Below are 19,439 nucleotides of genomic sequence, written 5' to 3'. Positions count from 1 at the left end.
CCCGGTCCCGTATGGTCAAAAGAACACCTCGGCGGCGGCAATCGCCTGTCGCCCCTGGGCGGTCAATAGAACAAGATTGCCCGCCTCGTCCACCGTCTCGAACCGGCCCTCGTACACCTCGCGCGTCGTGCGCGCGGTGATGACCTCGCCCAGCCGTGCCGCCCGCGCCAGCCACGCGGCGCGGATGGGGGCAAAACCGTAGGTCACGAACTGCGCCTCTGCCCGTGCATAGGCCGGGGCCAGAAGATCCAGAAATGCCTCGGGGTCTATCGCGATGCCCGTTTCGGACAAGAGCGAAACGGGGCGCAGCGCGCCTTGCTCTACCTCCGACACCTCGGGCGCGCGCGAGAGGTTCACCCCGATGCCGATGGCAAAATGACTGAGGCTGCCGCCTGCCCCGGCACTCTCGAGCAAAATCCCCGCCAGCTTGCCGCCGTTCAGAAGCACGTCGTTGGGCCATTTGAGGGCAAAGACCTCGGCCCGGCCCGTTGCCGCGACCAGCGCATCAAAGAGCGCCAGCGACGCCACGAAAGAGCGCAGCGCCACGCGGTCCGGGCTCTCGGTCGGGCGCATCACGAGGGTGGCCGCGAAATTGCCCGCCGGATTGGCCCAGGCCCGCCCCCGCCGTCCGCGCGCCGCCGTCTGCTGATGCGCCAATATCCATTCCGGCCCCGCCAGATGCGGCGCGATGCGTGCCGCCTCGGCATTGGTGCTGTCCACCGACGCCAACACGCGGCGGCCATAGCCCTGGGGCCAGTCCGATCCCTGATCCATCCTTGTCCTGCTCCAACTCTCCGAAACTCTGCGCCGCCTCAGTCCCACCAAGGCCCATGATGCAGCCCCGCACGCCCCAAGCGTTCGAACCCGTGACGCCCGAACATATCACGCTGTGCCTGAATGATATTGGCGCTGCCATGGCCCAAACGCATGCTGTCATACCACGCCAGCCCGGCCGAAAGCGCCGGCACCGGGTGCCCGCCATGCACCGCGCTGCACACCACCTGTCGCAACGCGGGGATGCAGCGCGCCAGCGTCTGCGCGATTTCCGGGGAAAGGATCAATTCGCCATGCGGCAGGTCCTGATCGAAGGCCGCCGCGATGTCATCCAGCAGGGCAGAGCGAATGATGCACCCCGCCCGCCAGATACGGGCGATGGTCGCGAGATCCAGCGCCCAGGCATATTCCTCGGACGCCGCGGCCAGAATGCGAAACCCCTGCGCATAGGCCAGCAGGCGCGCGGCCAGAAACGCCTCGGCCAGAACCTCGGGGGCGTCGTCAAATACCCCCACCGCCCCGCCAAGGATCGCCTCGGCGCGCTGCCGCGCGGCCTTTTCCGAGGACCAGCCCCGCGCGCCCACCGCCGCCTCGATCATGCTGGCCGATTGCCCCAGACGCAGCGCCTCGATCACGGTCCAGCGCCCGGTGCCCTTTTGCCCCGCCGCATCCTTGATCACATCGACCATCGGATGGCCGGTCTCGGGATCGGTATAGGTCAAGAGCCGGGCCGTGATCTCGACCAGATAGGATTTGAGCGGCCCCCTGTCCCAAGTGGCGAAGAGCGCGCCAATCTCGGAGGGTGGCAGGGCCGCGCCATTGCGCAATAGGCTGTAGATTTCGGCGATGACCTGCATATCGGCATATTCGATGCCATTGTGCACCGTCTTGACGAAATGCCCCGCCCCGTCCGGTCCCAGATGCGCGACGCAGGGCACGCCGTCATGGCGGGCGGCAATGGCGGTCAGGATCGGGTGCAGCTGCGCCCAGCTATGATCGCTGCCCCCCATCATCATCGAGGGGCCGTGACGCGCCCCCGCCTCGCCGCCAGACACCCCCAGACCCACGAAATGCAGATCGCGTTTCGCAAGGTCCTCTGCGCGGCGGCGGGTATCGTGAAAATCGGCATTTCCCCCGTCGATCACCGTATCACCGGGGCTGAGCAGCGGCGTGATCTGCGCCAGCATGGCGTCCATCGGCGCGCCAGAGGGGATCATGAAGAGGATGATCCGGGGCGCTTTCAGCGCCGCGACGAAATCCTCCAACCGTTCGTGGGGGTGCAGCCGCGACGCCAGATCGCCCGCCTCGTCGAGAAAGGGCGCGATCCAGTCCGCCTCGCGATTGGTCACCGCCACGTCAAAGCCATGTTCGGCGATGTTCAGCGCCAAGGCGCTGCCCATGGTGCCCAGCCCATAGATACCAATCTGCGCCACTTGCCCCTCCCTGCTATCGCTAACAGCCTTGGATCAGGCTAAGCGCTTTGGCTAAGGGTTTGCAAGCGCGCTGCGTCCAGATGTGTTGCCGTCAGACGCCGAGACACCAGCGCATCACGGCCTTTTGCGCGTGCAAACGGTTCTCTGCCTCGTCGAAAATGACCGATTGCGGGCCATCCATCACCTCGGAAGTCACTTCTTCGCCGCGATGCGCAGGCAGGCAATGCATGAAGAGCGCATCGGGTTTGGCCGCCGCCATCAGCTTGTCATTGACCTGATAGGGCCGCAGCATGTTGTGCCGCCGCTCCTTGGTGGATTGGCTGTCATGCATGCTGACCCAGGTATCGGTGACGACGAGATCGGCCCCGTCCACCGCCTTGAACGGATCGCGTTCGATGGTGATCGTGCTGCCCGCCTTGCGCGCAAGGCCGATGAACTCGGGCTCCGGGTCAAGCTGCATCGGGCCGGTAAACGTCAGGTCGAATCCGAATTGCCCGGCGGCATGCAGGAAGGACGCACAGACATTGTTGCCATCCCCCGACCACACGACCTTCTTGCCCTTGATCGGGCCGCGATGTTCTTCGTAGGTCAGGATGTCGGCCATGATCTGACAGGGGTGGGTGCGGTCGGTGAGACCGTTGATCACCGGCACATCGGCATGTTCCGCCATTTCCAGCAGGACGGATTCGTCAAAGGTGCGGATCATGATGAGATCGACATAGCGGCTCATGACGCGGGCGGTGTCGGCGATGGTCTCGCCATGGCCCAACTGCATGTCGGCGCCTGACAGCACCATGCTCTGCCCGCCCATCTGCCGGACGCCCATGTCAAACGAGACGCGGGTGCGGGTCGAGGGTTTTTCGAAGATGAGCGCAACCATGCGACCGGCCAGCGGCTGTTCGTCATCGGGCGTGCCGCGCGGACGGCCCTGCCGTGCCTCTTTCATGAGGCGGGCCTGATCAATGATCGCCCGAAGGTCGGTTTCAGAGGTTTTGTGGATATCGAGGAAATGGGTCATGGTCGTATCGCTTTTCGATGAGAGGGTCCGTGGGGGCCAGCCCCCACACCCCCGGAGTATTTCGGGAACGATGAAATCAGGCCGTTTCCAGCGCCGTTGCCGCCGCATCAAGGCGTGTCACGGCCTCCGTGATTTCTTCGTCGGTTATGGTAAGTGGCGGCAGCAGGCGCACCACATTGTCAGCCGCCGGAACCGTGGCGACAAGGGCTGCGTAACCGGCCTGCACCACCTCGGTATTAGGCAGCTTGCACTTGAGCCCCAGCATGAGGCCCAGGCCGCGCACCCCCTCGAACACGGCCGGATGCGCCGCCACCAGCCCTTCGAGCCGTTGGCGCATGAGCGCGGCCTTGCGGTTCACCTCGGCCAGAAACTCGGGCGTGGCGACTTCGGACATCACCGCGCAGCCCACGGCACAGCCCAGAGGGTTGCCCCCATAGGTCGAACCATGGGTGCCCGCCGTCATGCCGGAGGCGGCATGCTCTGTCGCCAGCACCGCGCCGAGAGGAAAGCCGCCGCCGATGCCCTTGGCGACCATCATGATGTCAGGTGTCACCCCCGCCCATTCATGGGCAAAGAGACGCCCCGTGCGCCCCACGCCACATTGCACCTCGTCGAGGATGAGCAAGAGACCCTTTTCGTCACAGAGGGCGCGCAGCCCCTTGAGGCATTGATCCGGCAGCGGACGGATACCGCCCTCGCCCTGCACCGGCTCGATCAGGATGGCGGCGGTATGCTCGTCGATTGCCGCGTGCAGCCCCTCGTGATCGCCCCAGGCGACATGTTTGAAACCGGGCAGGAGCGGGCCAAAGCCCTTGGTCATCTTTTCCGATCCGGCGGCGGCAATCCCCGCCGAGGACCGGCCGTGAAAGGCCCCCTCGAAGGTGATGATGTCCGTGCGGTCGGGCTGGCCTGCATCGTAGAAGTGCTTGCGCGCCATCTTGACCGCCAGTTCACAGGCTTCGGTGCCGGAATTGGTGAAAAAGACCGTGTCGGCAAAACTCGCCGCCACCAACCGGTCGGCGAGCTCCTGTTGTTTCGGGATCTGGTAGAGGTTCGAGGTATGCCAGAGCGCCCCGGCCTGTTCGGTCAGCGCCGCCACCAGCTTGGGGTGCGCATGGCCCAGCGCGTTGACGGCAATGCCCGCGCCCAGATCGAGAAAGCGTCGCCCGTCCGCCTCGATCAACCAGGTCCCTTCGCCTTTGACGAAAGAGAGCGGCGCGCGGTTATAGGTTGGCAGGATCGAAGGGATCATGGCGGTTTCCTTATCAAACAGGCCCATTGAGTGCCGCAAGGGCAGAGCCAAGTCAATCATTTGGAGGATTTAGGGCTCAAGCGCGGCAACGCGCAGGGATCAAAACGGAACGGGTCGTCAGACGCGGGCGCGTCGACGTCGCAGAGCGGTATGTTTGGTCCGTGTGATCATGGAGACGCTCTAGCCAGTTTTGCGCGGCATGGGAAGAGAAATGTCTAGATGTCCCCCCGGCTCCATCGCCACGCGCGCGGCCCCGAGGCGCGGATGCAACCGCCGCGCCAGATGCCAGCACCCCATCAGACCCAGCCCCGTGACCGCGAAAATCCCCGGCAACGGCGCCACCAGAAGCACGAGCCATGCCGCCCCCGGCGTGAGGATGCCCGAGACATCGCGGAAACTGGCGTAGATCGCCGACATCTCGGTGCGTTCCGACGGTTTGACAGCCATGAGAAAGGGCAGACCCGCCGACACATCGAGCAGCACCAGAAAGACCGACGCCACAGCGAGACTGGCAACCGTCAGCCATGGCAGGCTGCTGAAGGCCGCAGCAAAGAGGAAGAGCAGCCCGGACACAAGAAAGCCCGCCCGCACCGCGTGGCGGATGGAGCGGCGCTGCATCCAGCGCAGCATGAGGGGCGTCAGAAAGAGCATGCCGTTCGAGGCCGAGAGCAACATGCCGCCCAAGTCTTCACCCAAGCCCTGCTGGACCGCGAAGATCGGCAAATAGACCACATAGGCCCACCAGCCGCAGGAGCGAATGACCGCGAAGATCCACCCCGCCACCAACCGGGGCTGTGCAAAGAACCGGGGCATCCATGCCAGCGGATTGGGGGCCGGGCGGCGCGCGCGCGTGATCAGCTTGCCATTGCCAAGCCGCATGTAGAGAAAAAGCGCCATCATGCTCAGCGCCGCCAGCCCCGCGATGAGAAACGGCAAGGGCCGCCATAGCCCCAAGAGCGTGACGCCAAGGAAGGGCCCCACCGTCCAGCCCAGCGCGCTATAGAACATGCGCGAGGTCTCGCAGCGGCCCAGATCCGACTTGGCAATGAAATCGAGCACATAGGCGTTGAAGCAGACAAAGACCGTGACCGTGGCCGCCGTAATCAGCGCCAGCGCCGCGATCATGCCCAGCGCCCCGCCCTGCGCCCCCATGGCGGCCCCGCCCGCGAACATCGCGCAGCCGGTCACATAGATCCAGCGGCGCGGCATGAAGCGCGAGACAAAGGGCACCATGAGGCCCGTTGCCAACGAGAGCAGCCCCACCATGAAATAGATCTCGGACACGAGCGCCGCATCGCGGAGCGCGCGATACATCTCGAGCGGCATCACCGAAATCAGGATGCCGCGCGCCATGGCCTCGGTGCCCGCCAAAGCGGCAAAACCGCGAACCGAGGGGGTGGGCGCATGGCGGAGCCATTCGGGTATGCGGCGTTGGTGCATGGAGTCGTTCCGATTTTTCGCAAGAGTGACCACGGATGCGGAACGCGTGATTGGCAAACGACGACATCCTGTCGTTTTTGTTGTCAGGGATGAAAAAATAATTGATCCCACCTGCCGAACTTGCGCCTTGCGGCGGTTGCGGTCTGAGGGCAAAGCTGCGGCGATGTTCGTACCCCGCGCCTCCAATCCGGGTCTTGCCGCCCTGCTGACCGTGCTTGCCGCCGCTTTGCTGGCGGGCACCACGCTCTTGGCCAAGATGCTTGGGACCGACACCATCGGACCCGCCCTGAATCCGCTGCAAATCAGCCATGGGCGGTTTCTTTTCGCGCTGCTTGCGGTATCCGTGATGGTCGGCCTGGTGCGGCCACGCTTTACGCGGCCGGACCTGCGCACCCACGCCAAACGCTCTGGCCTTGGCTGGGGCGGGGTCACGCTCATGTTCGCGGCCGCCGCATATATCCCGTTGTCGGACGCGACTGCGATCAGTTTTCTCAATCCGGTTCTCGGGATGATTCTCGCCATCCCGCTCTTGGGCGAGCGTGTGGGGCCGGTGCGGTGGGCAGCGGCGGGCATTGCGCTGACCGGGGCCGCGATCCTGATGCGCCCGGGCGCTGGCGTGGTAGAAACCGGCGCGTTGCTTGCTTTCGGCGCGGCACTTTGCCTTGGAGCGGAGCTCATTTTCATCAAACGGCTCTCGGGCCGCGAAAGCCCCTGGCAAATCCTGCTTGTGAACAATGCCATCGGCCTCGGCATCGCGACGCTGGCGGTGATCTGGGTCTGGGCCGCCCCCACCCCGGCCCAATGGGCGGCCCTTGCCGCGCTCGGCTGCCTGATGGCGCTTGCGCAGACGGCGTTCATAAATGCCATTGCGCGGGGCGATGCCAGCTATGTGGCACCGTTCTTTTACACCGCGCTGATCTTTGCCGGGCTCTACGACGGGCTGGTCTTCGGGATTTGGCCAGACATCACCTCGATCACCGGCGCCGCGGTGATCCTCTGCGGGGCCGGGTTGCTTCTCTGGCGCGAGGGACGGCGTCGCGCGCCCGTGACGTAACGCTGCCTTTGACAAAACGCCCCCGGCTTGGCCTAGATAGCCATCGAGGGAGAGGAGCAATGCCGCTGAGCATTCTGTTGCCGATGGTCATTCTGGGCATCGCGGGCATCGCGCTGCTTTTGCATGTCCTGGGCCTCTCGCGCCGGGCGGTTCTGGCGGATACGGCGGCGGCGCGGGCGGCATGGCTGCGCGAATTTCCTGAGGACTCCCCCATTCGCGTCATTCTCTGTCACGATCACAGCGCCGCCCTGATCGAGACCGCACGGGGGCGCGGCGTGGTCTGGCCAATGGGGGCCGATACCACCGCCCGTTACCTGGATGGCGCCCGGGTCAGGCAGCGCAAAGGCGGTCTCACGCTCGATCTGCCTGACTATACCGCTCCGCGCATCCGGCTGACGCTCTCGCCCGAAGAAGCGACGAGCTGGTGCGCCCTATTGGAGGCCCGCGTATGAGTGATACGCCGATCTATCCCGATGTCGTCAACTGGGCGGTGCCGCTCTTTATCGCCGCCATTCTCGCAGAGCTGTTGTGGATCGTGATCAAGGGGCGCGGCGGGCGGTATGAGACCCGCGACGCGCTGACCTCGCTGCTGATGGGGGCGGGCAACGTGGCAGAAAGCATTGTGCTGGGCTTTGTCGCCTACGGCTTTTTCATGGTGCTGTGGGAGATCACGCCGCTTGATCTGGGGCATTCGGTCTGGGTGATCGCGCTCTGCTTCGTGCTCGATGACCTGCGATACTACTGGGTGCATCGGTTCGGCCATCGCGTCCGCTGGGTCTGGGCGAGCCACGTCAATCACCACTCATCGCAGCATTACAACCTGACGACAGCGCTGCGCCAGACATGGACGGGCACCTTTACCTTCATGATGGTGGTGCGCGCGCCGCTGATCCTCTTGGGATTTCACCCTGCCATGGTGCTTTTCGTGGGGGGGCTCAACCTTATCTATCAGTTCTGGATTCATACCGAGGCGATTGGCCGCCTGCCCCGCTGGGTCGAAGCGGTGATGAACACGCCCTCGCATCACCGGGTGCATCATGGGCGCAACCCGCGCTATCTCGATTGCAACTATGCCGGGGTGTTTATCATCTGGGACAAGATGTTTGGCACCTTCGTGCCGGAACTGGAGTGCGAAAAGGTGGATTACGGCCTTGTCCACAATCTTGGTACGTTCAACCCGCTGCGCGTGGCCTTTCACGAATGGATCGGCATCTGGCGCGATGTGACGCAACCGGGGCTGACCTGGCGCGAGCGGCTGAACTATTGCGTCATGCCGCCGGGCTGGAGCCATGATGACAGCCGGGGCACATCGCAAACCATCAAGGCGCGCTATCTGGCCACCCACCCCGAAGAGGCAGGCACGCCGGGATTGTCGGTGCCGAGCGGACACAACCCTTGAGCTTGTCACAAGCCCCGCACCAAAATGTTATTTGACCGATCGTTCAAAAGCGATTTTAGTCGCGTCAGGCGATCTGCGCCATCACTCACGAACAGGTGTCGCCCCGCGAGGCAATGCGGGACGCTACGGAAGTACCCGGCACCTTGGGCAAGGGCCCATTACTCACCCTTGTGCAAGGTGTCGGGGAAGTTCTAGAGTCTGCTTTGGCGCGTTAACGTTGTTTGCCTCTACCCTTTCGCTCGAAATGACACAGTGATGCCTTGGGAAAAATCCTATGCTGAAGCCGAAGTTCTGGAGGCCGCGATGCGTGCTTTCTGGGAGAAGGGCTATCAAGGCACCTCGATGGCCGATCTGGTTGAGGTCACGGGCCTGAATCGCGGCAGCCTTTATGCCGGGTTCGGCAACAAGCGAGAGCTGTTCTTGAGGGCATTACAGCATTACGATCAAAGCTACCGCGTCGGATTTCTCACGCAGTTACGCAAGGATCGAGAACCAAAGGATGCGATCATCGCGACCTTTGACGCCATTGCCCAAGGCGACACGACCATGCCGGGCGGCTGCCTGATGGTCAATTCCGCGATGGAACTTGCGCCGCATGACGATGAGATTGCGCACGTCATCGAGCAGAGCATGGGCGAAGTCGAAGCCTTCTTTGCCGATTGCCTCGCGCAATGCGAAGACCGCGTTCGCAGCCCTGCGGAAATCTCCGAGACGGCCAAGGTTCTGCAAGGGCTGATGGTGGGCCTTTTGGTCATGACCCGCGCCAATCGCGAAAGCCCGTCGATTGGCGCAATCCTCTCACAGGTGCGCAGCCTGATCGGCTGATCCGCTTACCAGCGGCCCGATAGGCCACGCGTGAGCAGGCTGAGTTGCGCGCGCACGGGTGCAATTCCAAGCCGCCCCTCGGCCACCGCACGCGGGTCGCGTTCCGCGCGGCGCAGCACCGGACCCGCGATCCAGAGCGGCAAAAGCGCCCCCCCTGCCGCGCGAGACACCTGCGCGCGCGCGGCGCGCGCACGGCGCAGCCGCGCCAACCCATCCCTGGCCAAGGCCTGCACGGCGTCGGGCCGACCATCGACCAGGGGCCTGCGCCCCGCCGCCTCGAGCGCGGGAATGGCACGGAACCAATTGGCAAGACCCAGCGCATACCCCGCATCACGCACCACCTCAGCCTCGGCTGGGCCCAGCGCACGCGCCGCCGCCTGCAAGAGATTGCCGGACGTGGTCTCGATATAGCGAGTGAACTCAGCCGCATCTGCAAAAGGCTCGCGCGCGATGTCCCATCGCCGCGCCTCGACCAGATCCGCCAGCAGCGCGGCACCGGGCGCGTCCAGCACATGCGCCAGGGGTGTCACCACCTCATGCCGCCGCACGAGCCCACCGGCCGCGATTTCCTCCAACGCATCGGCCCACCATTGCAGGCGCATCTCGGCGATCATCGGCTCTTGGGTGACCCAAGGCGCGCGCGCCACCTCGACATTGAAGGCATAGACCGGAAAGAGCACGGCACGCGCGGCAACCGGGGCCGCCATCGCCGCCAGAAAGCGGTCTGGATCGGCCCGGCGCACCAGATCGGCGCAGGCGGTCAGGTCAGCATCGAAGCCTTGGCTCACGCCGCCCCCTGCCCGCGCAGGAGCTTCCAGTTGATCGCATCGAGCAGCGCCTCGAAACTGGCATCCACGATATTGGGGCTGACCCCCACCGTGGACCAGCGCCGCCCCTGCCCGTCTTCGCTGTCGATGATGACCCGTGTGGCGGCCTCGGTGCCGCCCTGGGTGATGCGCACCTTGAAATCCACCAGCCGCATATCGTCGATCTGGTCCTGATAGCGGCCCAGATCCTTGGCCAGCGCCTTGGCCAGCGCATTGACCGGCCCCCGGTCGCAGCCGTGATCGTCCATCGATTCACTCACCGACAGCTTCTTGTCGCCATCGACCTTGACCACGACCACCGCCTCCGAGAGGCTGACCATACGGTCATACTTGTTCTTGCGGCGCTCGACCGTGACCTTGTAGCGCTTGACCTCGAAGAATTCGGGCATCTGCCCCAGTTCCTTGCGCGCGAGGATTTCGAAACTCGCCTGCGCGCTGTCATAGGTATAGCCCTCTTCCTCGCGCGCCTTGATCGTCTCGAGCAGGCGCGCCAGTGCCGGATCGCCCGGTTCGACCACGATCCCCGCCTCGGTCAGACGCTGGCGCAGGTTCGATTGCCCCGCCTGATTTGACATCGGGATGATCCGCGCATTGCCGACCGCCGCAGGGTCGATATGCTCGTAGGTGCTTGGGTCCTTGAGGATGGCGCTGGCGTGCAGCCCCGCCTTGTGGGCAAAGGCGGAGGCGCCTACATAGGCCGCCTGCCGCAGCGGCACGCGGTTGAGGATCTCGTCCAACTGGCGGCTGATCGCGGTGAGAGACCGCAGGCCGTCCTGCGTGATGCCGGTCTCATAGCGGCTGGCATAGGGTTCCTTGAGCAGCAGGGTCGGGATGAGCGTGGTCAGATTGGCATTGCCACAGCGCTCGCCCAACCCATTGAGCGTGCCCTGAATCTGGCGCACGCCCGCATCCACCGCGGCAAGGCTGCCCGCCACCGCATTGCCGGTGTCGTCATGGGTGTGGATGCCAAGCCGGTCGCCGGGAATACCTGACGCGATCACCTCTGACACGATGCGCCCGATCTCGGCGGGCAAGGTGCCGCCATTGGTATCGCAGAGCACGACCCACCGCGCACCCGCGTCCACCGCCGCGCGCAGGCAGCCGAGCGCATAGGCGGGATTGGCAATGTAGCCGTCAAAGAAATGCTCGGCATCGAACAGCGCCTCGCGCCCCTGTCCCACCAGATGCGCGATGGAGCGGGCGATGCTGTCGGTATTTTCCTCAAGGCTGAGGCCAAGCGCGGTTGTGACGTGGAAATCATGGGTCTTGCCCACGAGACAGACGGCCTTGGTTCCGGCGTTCAGAACCGCTGCCAAGACCTCGTCATTCTCGGTCGAGCGGCCGGCGCGTTTGGTCATTCCGAAGGCGGTCATCGTCGCGCGCGTTTTCGGGGCGTCGCCGAAAAAGGCGCTATCGGTGGGGTTTGCCCCCGGCCAACCGCCCTCGATGTAATCGACGCCCAGCCGGTCGAGCGCATGGGCGATCTGGATTTTCTCGGGCGTCGAGAAACTGACCCCTTGGGTCTGTTGCCCGTCGCGCAGGGTTGTGTCGTAGAGGTAGAGGCGCTCGCGGATCATGCTATGCCCCCGCGCGGAAACAAGGTGCCGCAGGCACCGCCGCGCAGCGCCCGACCGCCCCCCGGGCGGCAGACAAACGTGGTGGCAAAGAGTGCATCATTTCAATGCCTCCAATTTGGCTGGGTCGAAATCCGGCCCGAGTTCTCTCGTAACGCCATCCTTGGTGATGTTCACAAGCACTCCGGCAGCGACCAATCCGTCCCGAAGACGATCCGATGTTTCGAAGTCCTTCTTCAAGCGCGCGTCTTCTATCCTGCGACAAACGTCATCCAGCAAACCGCTGCTATCGAATGCAGACTGAACAGCTTTTCGCCTTTTCGACCGTTCTGTATCGAGGTTCTCAAACCCGAGAAACTTGATAGTCGCAAAGAACGCGCGAACCTGTTGACTGTCGATTTCTGACATCTTCGCCTTGGTGAACAGGTCATTGAGCTTTGTCATGGCCAAGCTCGTGTTCAAATCGTCTGAAAGAGCCGCGACCACTTCGCTGTCGACCAGATTCACGACTTCATCGTCTTTCAGGTCAGTCTTTAATCCGGCTTCTTTGAGTTTTCGCCATTGTGTAATCGTCCTGACTGCATCCGCCCGTTTCTTATCCGTCCAGTCCATCGGCTTCCGGTAATGCGTGCTCAGGAACACAAACCGGATCACCTCGCCCACAATATCCTGCTCCAAGAGATCGTGCACGGTAAAGAAATTACCCAGGGATTTGGACATCTTCTTGCCCTCGACCTGCAGCATCTCGTTGTGCAGCCAGTAGCGCGCGAACTGCCCCTCGGGATGCGCGCAGCAGCTTTGCGCGATCTCGTTCTCGTGATGCGGGAACATCAGGTCGTTGCCGCCGCCGTGAATGTCAAAGCTATCGCCCAAGAGCTCATGCGCCATGGCCGAGCATTCGATATGCCAGCCGGGCCGCCCCCTGCCCCAAGGCGAGTCCCACCCCGGCAGATCATCGCTCGACGGTTTCCACAGCACGAAATCCATCGGGTTGCGTTTGTAAGGTGCCACCTCGACCCGCGCGCCTGCGATCATGTCATCGACCGAGCGGCCCGACAGCTTGCCGTAATGCTCGCGCCAGCTATCGACGGCAAAGAGCACATGGCCTTCGGCCTCATAGGCATGACCCTTGGCGATCAGGCCCTCGATCATCGCCACCATCTGCGGGATGTACTGCGTGGCGCGCGGCATGTGGTCGGGCTCCAGCGCCCCCAGGGCCGCCATGTCGTCGAGAAACCATTGCGTCGTTTCCGCAGTGATCTGCCCAATCGAGCGCCCCGACTCGGCGGCGCGGGCGTTGATCTTGTCGTCCACATCGGTGAAATTGCGCACATAGGTCACGTGCTCGGTCCCATAGACATGCCGCAGCAACCGGTAGAGCACGTCGAACACCACCACGGGGCGCGCATTGCCCAGATGCGCCCGGTCATAGACCGTCGGCCCACAGACATACATCCGCACGTTATCTGGATCGAGAGGCGCGAAATCCTCTTTCTGGCGGGTTCGGGTGTTGTGCAGCTTGATCGTCGTCATCTTGTCCTCGCGCGCGGTCCCGCGGCGGGCTTAGCAACTTCGTGATCGCTTGGAAACACAAGACCGGCCCGCCTGAGAAAACTCAGGTGATAATGCAGCAGATAATGCAGGGTGCGGTGCTCATGGCTTGTCCTATCCCCCGCCATTGCGCCCGTCAAGCGCGACGATCGAGGTCGCATTTGCGACGCGCGTCGGAATTGGAACAGACAGATACCGCAGAATCAGGTGCTCTCTGCACATCTGACGGAGAACATCATGCACCCACGCAGCAAGATCGCGCTCGTTGTCCGCACCATCGGTGCGGAGCGGGGCCGTGCCGCGCGCGGGCGCCCTTTGGCGGCCTGAGCCCAGCCAAACATACCCGTTTCATTCCTTCAGGAACCCCAAGACATGACCGAGACGATTACGCGCCGCGCCGGTGGACGCGCTGCACGCCGTGAAGCCCGCTCCAACCCGCTTGCTGCCAATCTGCGCCCTGTGCATCCAGGGCAAGAGGGCGGCACCTATCGCCCGCTGACCCAATTGCAGATGGACCGCATTCATCAGGCTGTGCTCGATGCGCTGGAACAGATCGGCCTTGCCGATGCGCCCCCTTCGGGCGTGGCCTATCTGACGGGGGCTGGCGCGATCCTCGGCTCTGACGGGCGGATCCGTTTTCCGCGCGCGTTGATCGAGGACACCATCGCCAAGGCCAATCGCTCGATCACGCTCTTTGGCCGGGACCCGCGCCACGACATGATCTTGCAGGGCAATCGCGTGCATTACGGCACGGCAGGTGCGGCGGTGCATGTGGTCGATGTTCACACCCGCAGCTATCGCGAGAGCACGGTGCAGGATCTGCATGACGCGGCCCGCATCGCGGATCAACTCGACAACATCCATTTCGTGCAGCGCCCGATGGTCTGCCGCGACATCGTCGACAATCGCGAGATGGACCTCAACACGCTCTATGCCTGCTGTGCGGGGACCACGAAACACGTGGGCACCTCCTTTACCGAGCCGGGATTCGTTGCCGATGCGATGGAAATGCTGCATCTCATCGCAGGCGGTGAGGACAAATGGCGCGAGCGGCCTTTTGTCAGCAATTCCAACTGTTTTGTCGTGCCGCCGATGAAATTCGCCACCGAATCCTGTCTGGTCATGGAGGAATGCATCCGCGCGGGCATGCCGGTGCTGCTTCTGTCGGCCGGTCAGGCCGGGGCCACGGCCCCTGCCCCCATCGCCGGGGCCATCGTGCAGGCAACGGCAGAGTGCCTGGCGGGGCTCGTTTATGTCAACGCGGTCAAGCCGGGTTTCCCCGCGATCTTCGGCACCTGGCCGTTCGTCAGCGACCTGCGGACCGGTGCGATGTCGGGCGGCTCGGGCGAACAGGCGCTGCTGACCGCGGGCTGCGCACAGATGCACAAGTATTACGGCCTGCCCGGCGGGGCGGCCGCGGGCATTGCGGATGCGAAACTTCCCGACATGCAGGCAGGCTGGGAACAGGCGACGTCGAACGTGATGGCGGGTCTCTCGGGGCTGAACATGGTCTATGAGGCGGCGGGCATGCATGCCTCATTGCTGGGCTTCTGCCTTGAATCGCTGATCCTGGGGGATGACCTGATCGGTCAGGCGCTGCGCTGCACACGGGGCATCGAGGTGGACGAGGACACGCTCAGCCTAGAGGTCATCCGTGCCACTTGCATCGGCGGCCCCGGTCACTACCTCGGGGCGGAACAAACGCTGGGGCGGATGCAGACCGATTACCTCTATCCCTGCATCGCCAACCGCTCTTCGCCCAAGGAATGGGACGAGTTGGGCAAGCCGGACCTGATCGCCAAGGCCACGGAAAAGAAGCTCAAAATCCTGTCGGAACGGGCCTCGGCGCGGTTTGACCCGATCACAGATGCGGCCATTCGCGCCAGGTTCAAGATCCACCTGCCTGCGTGAACTTTGCACCGTAGCGGCATGATTTAAAGAGAAAACGCGCGTTCTTTGCGCGCGTTTTGGTTCGCGAAGAATGGCAGCCGGTTCTGAGCAAATGCGAATGAGCGCAACCCGCTCTTACACCTGTTCAGGCGGCACCCGACCTGTTGCCCTCAGAAGAATATATCCGCGAGCTCGTCCCCGGCGCTCTGAACGGGGGGCTCGGACAGCGCAAGCGACATCTCAGCGCCCACGAAAATTCTGTCGTGGATCAGGCGCTCGGCGTCCATCGTGTAAATCGCATAAAGGCGGCTGAGGCGATCCTGTTCGGAGGGCAGCACATCATACTGTTCCCGCCCCGCATTCTCTTTTGAAACCAAGCCCTTGAAGCCCGAAATGAAAGCATCGAGATCGCCCTTGGCACCGACCAGCGACGCCAGCGAAGTCTGACTGGCGTGAAGCGCAATCTTGAGCGCGTCCCCCTTGATGGCGCAGCCTTGTTTGGCCGCAATGACCGCCTGATCGGTGGCGTTCAACCGGTCCGAAATATCCTGCGCAAACTCCACGGCGCGAGACATCTTGTCATCCGCGCGCGAGATGTCGGGCATGCTCGTGGCGGCAAGCGTGCATGTTGTCGTGGCGATCTGGTCAAAGATCTCGTTGGAGATCTTGGTCAAGGACAGGACCTGACGCGAGAGTTCCTGGAGCGCCCCCGCCTCTGATCCCATGTTGCAACAGACGATGAAGGTGTTGAGACCGAGCATCCGGATATGATGATCCAGCAACCCCATGTCCGCGGCGATGGTCTGAATCGACCCGATGTGCTCTTGCGTGATCCGGCCGATCCGGTGCAGGGCATCCAGATTTAACTGGCAGGATTGCAGCGCGCTCGACAGCTGATCGGCGCGTCCGATCATCCTCGACACCCGCTTTTTCTGGGTGTCACTGGGGTCAAGATAGACCTGTTCCGCTGCGCTGAGCACTTGTTCTGACTTGCGACGAATGCCCCCCAGCCGTTTGAGAACGGATGCGACGTCGCGTGCGATTTCGTCCCGACTTGCCTCGGCCTGACGGATTGCCAGAAGGCTCAGCCCATCGCTGGCCTCTGGGCGCTCTTGGGCAAGAGCGGCATCGGCAGAGGCGCGCGCTATCACCTCGACATGCTCCAGCCGTTGCCGGACAGAGTCACCCGTCTGAAGTTCACCGACGATGGCGGATATTTCGGCAAAAATGTCCCGCATGCCGGTCTCGATCACCGCATTGCCAGCGGCCAATTGATCCCGATCCTGCTGAATTTCATGAATCTGCGCCTCGAGCCCCTCAAGGGCTGGCGTGACCCTAGCCGTCATATCCCGGGAGAGGTCGGAAGAGATCATATCAAGATCCGCCATCTCGACTTCGATGATCTCGATAAGGGCTTGCAAAGATTTGAGTTGCTCGTCGGCGGAGGCTGCGATGCGGGCCAGCTCGATCGAGAACTCGTCGATCTTGGCTTCCTGCCTTGTGAGAGATTTCCCCAGTATGCGTGAAATAGGGGCTGAGGCAGACATGGTGCGAATGACCACGGACAGATGGCTGACATTGCTCTGGATCTTACGGATACCGGCACGCAGCGTTTCGGCCATATGGACGAAGGCCTGCACATCCTTGCTGATGTCTGCACTGTGCTCGACAGAGTTCACGCACAACGTCCGGAGCGTCTGGGTCTCTTCCGGGCCCAGAACCACGCTGAGCTGGGCAAGCACCGCGCGCAGTTCAATGAGGTCTTCCACGCTTGTCCCAAGCCCCTGCCCGGCCCGCAGAAAGATGGCCTCGATCGTGCCCGTCGCCTTGTTCAGACTGTCGATATAGGCGTTGGACATAAGGGGTCGCAGGGTAGGATGCATCGGGGCTACCTCGCTCGGAGCTGATGGGTATTGGCAAAGGCCGCGATTGCGCCCGGAACCTCGGAGAGAGACACAACGCGCGTGGCAGCGCCCATGCGGATCGCCTCGCGCGGCATGCCAAAGACAACGCAGGTCTCTTCGTTCTGGGCAAGGGTCGTCGCCCCGGCCTCGCGCATTTCGCGCAAGCAGCGTGCGCCATCGTCGCCCATGCCTGTGAGGATGATCCCGAGCGCATTCTGGCCTGCGGACTGGGCGGCAGAGCGAAACAGGATGTCAACCGAGGGACGGTGCCGGCAGATATAAGGACCGTCCATGACCCTGACGCCATAGCCGCGCCCCTGCCGGACGAGCATCATGTGAAAATTACCGGGTGCGATCAGAACCTCACCGGGCTTGCACAGATCGCCATCAACCGCCTCTTTGACATTGACCCGGCACAACCCGTTCAGGCGACGCGCGAAGGCGTTCGTGAACCCCGCTGGCATATGCTGCACGATGACGACGGGGGGGCATGTCACCGGCAGCTCCTCCAGAACCGAGCGGATCGCCTCTGTGCCGCCGGTAGAGGCGCCGATACAGACGATGGGCGTGGTCTGGGCAATCGTTTTGGGTCGTGCAGGCGGGATCAGGGCATCCGCCAAGAGTTTGGTGCCGGTCTCACGAGTGGGGGCGACCCTGCGCGCGCTTTTGTGCCCGGACTCGGCGGCGGCGTGAATGGCATCACAGATGGCAATGGCGGATTCCTGAAAATCGGCATCGGTTCTGGGTGCGGGCTTTGAGACAACTTCAACCGCGCCACAGGCAAGGGCCGTCAGGGCAAGTTCCGATCCGGCCTCGGCATGGCTGGAACAGATCACCACCGGAATGGGGCGCTGCGCCATGATCTTGCGCAGAAACTCGAGCCCCGACATGCGCGGCAACTCCAGGTCGAGCAGCATCACATCGGGCAGTTCGGATTGCATTTTCGACACGGCAATAAACGCATCCGCTGCCGTTCCGAACAGTTTCAGGCTCGGATCGGTCTCGACAATGCGCATCAGCATGGCCCGCGCCGAGGTGGAATCGTCCACGATCAAGACGGAAATCTGAGATTTGGAGGCTGCGTCGAGCATCGCGGTCTACTCTTTTTGAAACACAGCCGTGGCAAGCTGTCGGAGATTGGGTTGCTTCACGGTCATGGATTCAGAATGTCCAACCACCAGATACCCCTTTGGCGTCAGGTGACGGGCAAGGCGCGCGATGACATTGGCCTGATCCTCGGGCTCGAAATAGATGAGCACGTTGCGCAGAAAGATGATGTCCACATCCTGATCCACCGGGTAGCTTTCATCCATCAGGTTGAGATGCTTGAAGTTTGTCTTGCTTCTCAGGGCTGGCACGATCCGTGCCATCCCGCGCATATCTTCGGATTTCCCTTGCATGGTATACCGCGTGCGCAGGGCAGACGGGACCGGATCAAGGGCCTCTGCCGTGTAGATCGCACGCTTGGCGGTATCGACCATGCGGGTGGAAATATCCGTGCCCAGGATGGCGTATTGAAACTCTGCACCGTTGCGCACGGCATCCTCCAGCAGCATTGCCGTCGTAAAGGCCTCGGACCCGTCCGAACAGGCCGCACTCCAGAACTTGAGACTAGCAGGCCTGTTCAGGCGCTGCTTGCGATGGAGGATCTCGGGCAGCATGTCATTCATCAAGAACCGGAAATGGGCCGGTTCGCGGAAAAAATCCGTCTTGTTGGTGGTGATGAGATCAATGACATCATCGCGTTCCGCGCCGAAGCCGCCGTCCTCGAACAGGTGACGGTAATAGTCCTCGATCGAGCTAAAGCCGAGGGTCTGCACCCGGCGGCGCAGGCGGCTCTCGATCATCACCTTTTTGCCGGAGGGCAGTTTGATCCCCGTTTCGCGGGAAATCACCTCTGCAAAGTGATCGTGATAGGATTGGGCGCGAGACAGGCTCATGTCAGGGCGAACCCTTCCGAAGTTTCGCTGGCACGCTGAGATGCGAATTCGGTCGTCTTGCGTCGCGCCCCGTCACCAAAGAGCTTTTCGAGATCGAGAAGGCAGACGAAATCCCCGTTGCGACGGCCAATACCGGTCAGCACGCTTTCATCCCATGCCGTGATCCCTGCGTCGGCGGGGGATTTGATCGCGCCCTCGTCCAGTTCCGTCACCTCGATCACGCGTTCGGTCTTTAGTCCGACAGTCGAGGCGTGCTGGCCACTCATGAGGCTCAGGATGAGAATGCGCGTCTCTGAGGTGTCCCTGGTCGGCCCACGCGACAGGAGCTCGGAGAGGTCGGTAACGGCGATGCTCTCGCCGCGCACGTCGATGAGCCCCAGAAGCTCTGCAGGGCTGTTGGGCAGTGCTGCAATCGGCTGGGTGTCGAGAATCTCCGATGACCATTCGTCAAGAGGATAAGCACAGCTTTCCCGCCGCCCGGCTTGAATGCCGCTCGTCATGATAGTTCTCCTTGCGATGTTGGCAGAGGTCAGGGCACCCGACTTATTCGACGGTTGC

At 62.9% G+C, this 19,439-nt stretch carries 17 protein-coding genes; 5 read left to right on the top strand and 12 right to left on the bottom strand.

What is annotated here, in order from left to right; translation table 11 throughout:
• Positions 1-15: 15 nt before the first annotated feature.
• The 5 genes from MVC20_RS15030 to MVC20_RS15010 form a co-directional block, all read right to left on the bottom strand.
• Complete coding sequence (locus MVC20_RS15030; protein WP_297542813.1) at positions 16-774, bottom strand: biotin--[acetyl-CoA-carboxylase] ligase; 759 nt, start codon at positions 772-774, stop codon at positions 16-18.
• 38 nt (positions 775-812) lie between these two features.
• The gene (gene gndA / locus MVC20_RS15025) at positions 813-2,207 is read right to left on the bottom strand and encodes an NADP-dependent phosphogluconate dehydrogenase (RefSeq protein WP_297542811.1); all 1,395 of its coding nucleotides are present in this window, start codon (positions 2,205-2,207) and stop codon (positions 813-815) included.
• Positions 2,208-2,298: 91 nt separating this feature from the next.
• Positions 2,299-3,225: an ornithine carbamoyltransferase gene (gene argF, locus MVC20_RS15020; protein ID WP_297542809.1), complete on the bottom strand. Its 927-nt coding sequence runs from the start codon at positions 3,223-3,225 to the stop codon at positions 2,299-2,301.
• 76 nt (positions 3,226-3,301) lie between these two features.
• A complete protein-coding gene (locus MVC20_RS15015) occupies positions 3,302-4,477 on the bottom strand; it encodes an aspartate aminotransferase family protein (protein WP_297542807.1) in 1,176 nt (391 codons plus the stop codon).
• Between the two features lie 180 nt (positions 4,478-4,657).
• Positions 4,658-5,917: an MFS transporter gene (locus MVC20_RS15010; protein ID WP_297542805.1), complete on the bottom strand. Its 1,260-nt coding sequence runs from the start codon at positions 5,915-5,917 to the stop codon at positions 4,658-4,660.
• Between the two features lie 163 nt (positions 5,918-6,080).
• On the opposite strand from MVC20_RS15010, the gene MVC20_RS15005 reads away from it, so the two are divergent.
• The 4 genes from MVC20_RS15005 (at position 6,081) to MVC20_RS14990 (ending at position 9,195) form a co-directional block, all read left to right on the top strand.
• Positions 6,081-6,971 (top strand): DMT family transporter, encoded by an 891-nt coding sequence (locus MVC20_RS15005; RefSeq protein ID WP_297542803.1) that lies wholly within the window; start codon positions 6,081-6,083, stop codon positions 6,969-6,971.
• A gap of 59 nt (positions 6,972-7,030) precedes the next feature.
• Positions 7,031-7,423: a hypothetical protein gene (locus MVC20_RS15000; RefSeq protein WP_297542801.1), complete on the top strand. Its 393-nt coding sequence runs from the start codon at positions 7,031-7,033 to the stop codon at positions 7,421-7,423.
• Positions 7,420-8,370 (top strand): sterol desaturase family protein, encoded by a 951-nt coding sequence (locus tag MVC20_RS14995; RefSeq protein ID WP_297542799.1) that lies wholly within the window; start codon positions 7,420-7,422, stop codon positions 8,368-8,370. Before MVC20_RS15000 ends, MVC20_RS14995 begins: the two co-directional genes overlap by 4 nt.
• Positions 8,371-8,625: 255 nt before the next feature.
• Positions 8,626-9,195 carry a TetR/AcrR family transcriptional regulator gene (locus MVC20_RS14990; RefSeq protein WP_297542797.1) on the top strand — a complete coding sequence of 190 codons (570 nt, stop codon included), beginning with the start codon at positions 8,626-8,628 and terminating at the stop codon, positions 9,193-9,195.
• Positions 9,196-9,200: 5 nt separating this feature from the next.
• Here MVC20_RS14990 and MVC20_RS14985 read toward each other — a convergent pair whose 3' ends face one another.
• The 3 genes from MVC20_RS14985 to cysS form a co-directional block, all read right to left on the bottom strand.
• Positions 9,201-9,983 (bottom strand): squalene/phytoene synthase family protein, encoded by a 783-nt coding sequence (locus MVC20_RS14985; RefSeq protein WP_297542795.1) that lies wholly within the window; start codon positions 9,981-9,983, stop codon positions 9,201-9,203.
• Positions 9,980-11,599, bottom strand: coding sequence for a citramalate synthase (gene cimA / locus MVC20_RS14980; RefSeq protein WP_297542793.1), 1,620 nt, complete (start codon positions 11,597-11,599; stop codon positions 9,980-9,982). The genes MVC20_RS14985 and cimA overlap by 4 nt, the downstream gene beginning before the upstream one ends.
• 96 nt (positions 11,600-11,695) lie before the next feature.
• Positions 11,696-13,129, bottom strand: a complete 1,434-nt coding sequence (gene cysS / locus MVC20_RS14975; RefSeq protein ID WP_297542791.1) for a cysteine--tRNA ligase — start codon at positions 13,127-13,129, stop codon at positions 11,696-11,698.
• A gap of 390 nt (positions 13,130-13,519) precedes the next feature.
• Here cysS and MVC20_RS14970 point away from each other — a divergent pair, with 390 nt between their 5' ends.
• Entirely contained in the window at positions 13,520-15,058 is a 1,539-nt protein-coding gene (locus MVC20_RS14970) for a trimethylamine methyltransferase family protein (RefSeq protein WP_297542789.1), read from the top strand.
• A 149-nt stretch (positions 15,059-15,207) separates the two neighbouring features.
• On the opposite strand, the gene MVC20_RS14965 is transcribed toward MVC20_RS14970, so the two are convergent.
• The 4 genes from MVC20_RS14965 to MVC20_RS14950 are packed head-to-tail and all read right to left on the bottom strand — an operon-like array spanning position 15,208 to position 19,381.
• Positions 15,208-16,896 (bottom strand): transducer-like protein, TlpC, encoded by a 1,689-nt coding sequence (locus MVC20_RS14965; protein ID WP_297542787.1) that lies wholly within the window; start codon positions 16,894-16,896, stop codon positions 15,208-15,210.
• Positions 16,897-16,925: 29 nt separating this feature from the next.
• The gene (locus MVC20_RS14960; RefSeq protein WP_297542785.1) at positions 16,926-18,032 is read right to left on the bottom strand and encodes a chemotaxis response regulator protein-glutamate methylesterase; all 1,107 of its coding nucleotides are present in this window, start codon (positions 18,030-18,032) and stop codon (positions 16,926-16,928) included.
• Between the two features lie 6 nt (positions 18,033-18,038).
• On the bottom strand, positions 18,039-18,881 hold the full coding sequence (locus MVC20_RS14955) for a CheR family methyltransferase (protein ID WP_297542783.1): 843 nt from the start codon (positions 18,879-18,881) through the stop codon (positions 18,039-18,041).
• On the bottom strand, positions 18,878-19,381 hold the full coding sequence (locus tag MVC20_RS14950; RefSeq protein ID WP_297542781.1) for a chemotaxis protein CheW: 504 nt from the start codon (positions 19,379-19,381) through the stop codon (positions 18,878-18,880). Before MVC20_RS14950 ends, MVC20_RS14955 begins: the two co-directional genes overlap by 4 nt.
• Between the last annotated feature and the right edge of the window lie 58 nt (positions 19,382-19,439).

Origin of the sequence: Roseovarius sp. (genome assembly GCF_027019125.1) — a bacterium.
In the GTDB taxonomy this organism is placed as follows: domain Bacteria; phylum Pseudomonadota; class Alphaproteobacteria; order Rhodobacterales; family Rhodobacteraceae; genus Roseovarius.
This window is presented reverse-complemented; position numbering and strand designations above follow the sequence as displayed.

Coding starts and splice junctions, on each gene's coding strand:
- MVC20_RS15030 (WP_297542813.1), bottom strand. CDS start 774: ATGGATCAGGGATCGGACTGGCCCCAGGGCTATGGCCGCCGCGTGTTG.
- argF (WP_297542809.1), bottom strand. CDS start 3,225: ATGACCCATTTCCTCGATATCCACAAAACCTCTGAAACCGACCTTCGG.
- MVC20_RS15015 (WP_297542807.1), bottom strand. CDS start 4,477: ATGATCCCTTCGATCCTGCCAACCTATAACCGCGCGCCGCTCTCTTTC.
- MVC20_RS15010 (WP_297542805.1), bottom strand. CDS start 5,917: ATGCACCAACGCCGCATACCCGAATGGCTCCGCCATGCGCCCACCCCC.
- MVC20_RS15005 (WP_297542803.1), top strand. CDS start 6,081: ATGTTCGTACCCCGCGCCTCCAATCCGGGTCTTGCCGCCCTGCTGACC.
- MVC20_RS15000 (WP_297542801.1), top strand. CDS start 7,031: ATGCCGCTGAGCATTCTGTTGCCGATGGTCATTCTGGGCATCGCGGGC.
- MVC20_RS14995 (WP_297542799.1), top strand. CDS start 7,420: ATGAGTGATACGCCGATCTATCCCGATGTCGTCAACTGGGCGGTGCCG.
- MVC20_RS14990 (WP_297542797.1), top strand. CDS start 8,626: ATGCCTTGGGAAAAATCCTATGCTGAAGCCGAAGTTCTGGAGGCCGCG.
- cimA (WP_297542793.1), bottom strand. CDS start 11,599: ATGATCCGCGAGCGCCTCTACCTCTACGACACAACCCTGCGCGACGGG.
- cysS (WP_297542791.1), bottom strand. CDS start 13,129: ATGACGACGATCAAGCTGCACAACACCCGAACCCGCCAGAAAGAGGAT.
- MVC20_RS14970 (WP_297542789.1), top strand. CDS start 13,520: ATGACCGAGACGATTACGCGCCGCGCCGGTGGACGCGCTGCACGCCGT.
- MVC20_RS14965 (WP_297542787.1), bottom strand. CDS start 16,896: ATGTCCAACGCCTATATCGACAGTCTGAACAAGGCGACGGGCACGATC.
- MVC20_RS14960 (WP_297542785.1), bottom strand. CDS start 18,032: ATGCTCGACGCAGCCTCCAAATCTCAGATTTCCGTCTTGATCGTGGAC.
- MVC20_RS14955 (WP_297542783.1), bottom strand. CDS start 18,881: ATGAGCCTGTCTCGCGCCCAATCCTATCACGATCACTTTGCAGAGGTG.
- MVC20_RS14950 (WP_297542781.1), bottom strand. CDS start 19,381: ATGACGAGCGGCATTCAAGCCGGGCGGCGGGAAAGCTGTGCTTATCCT.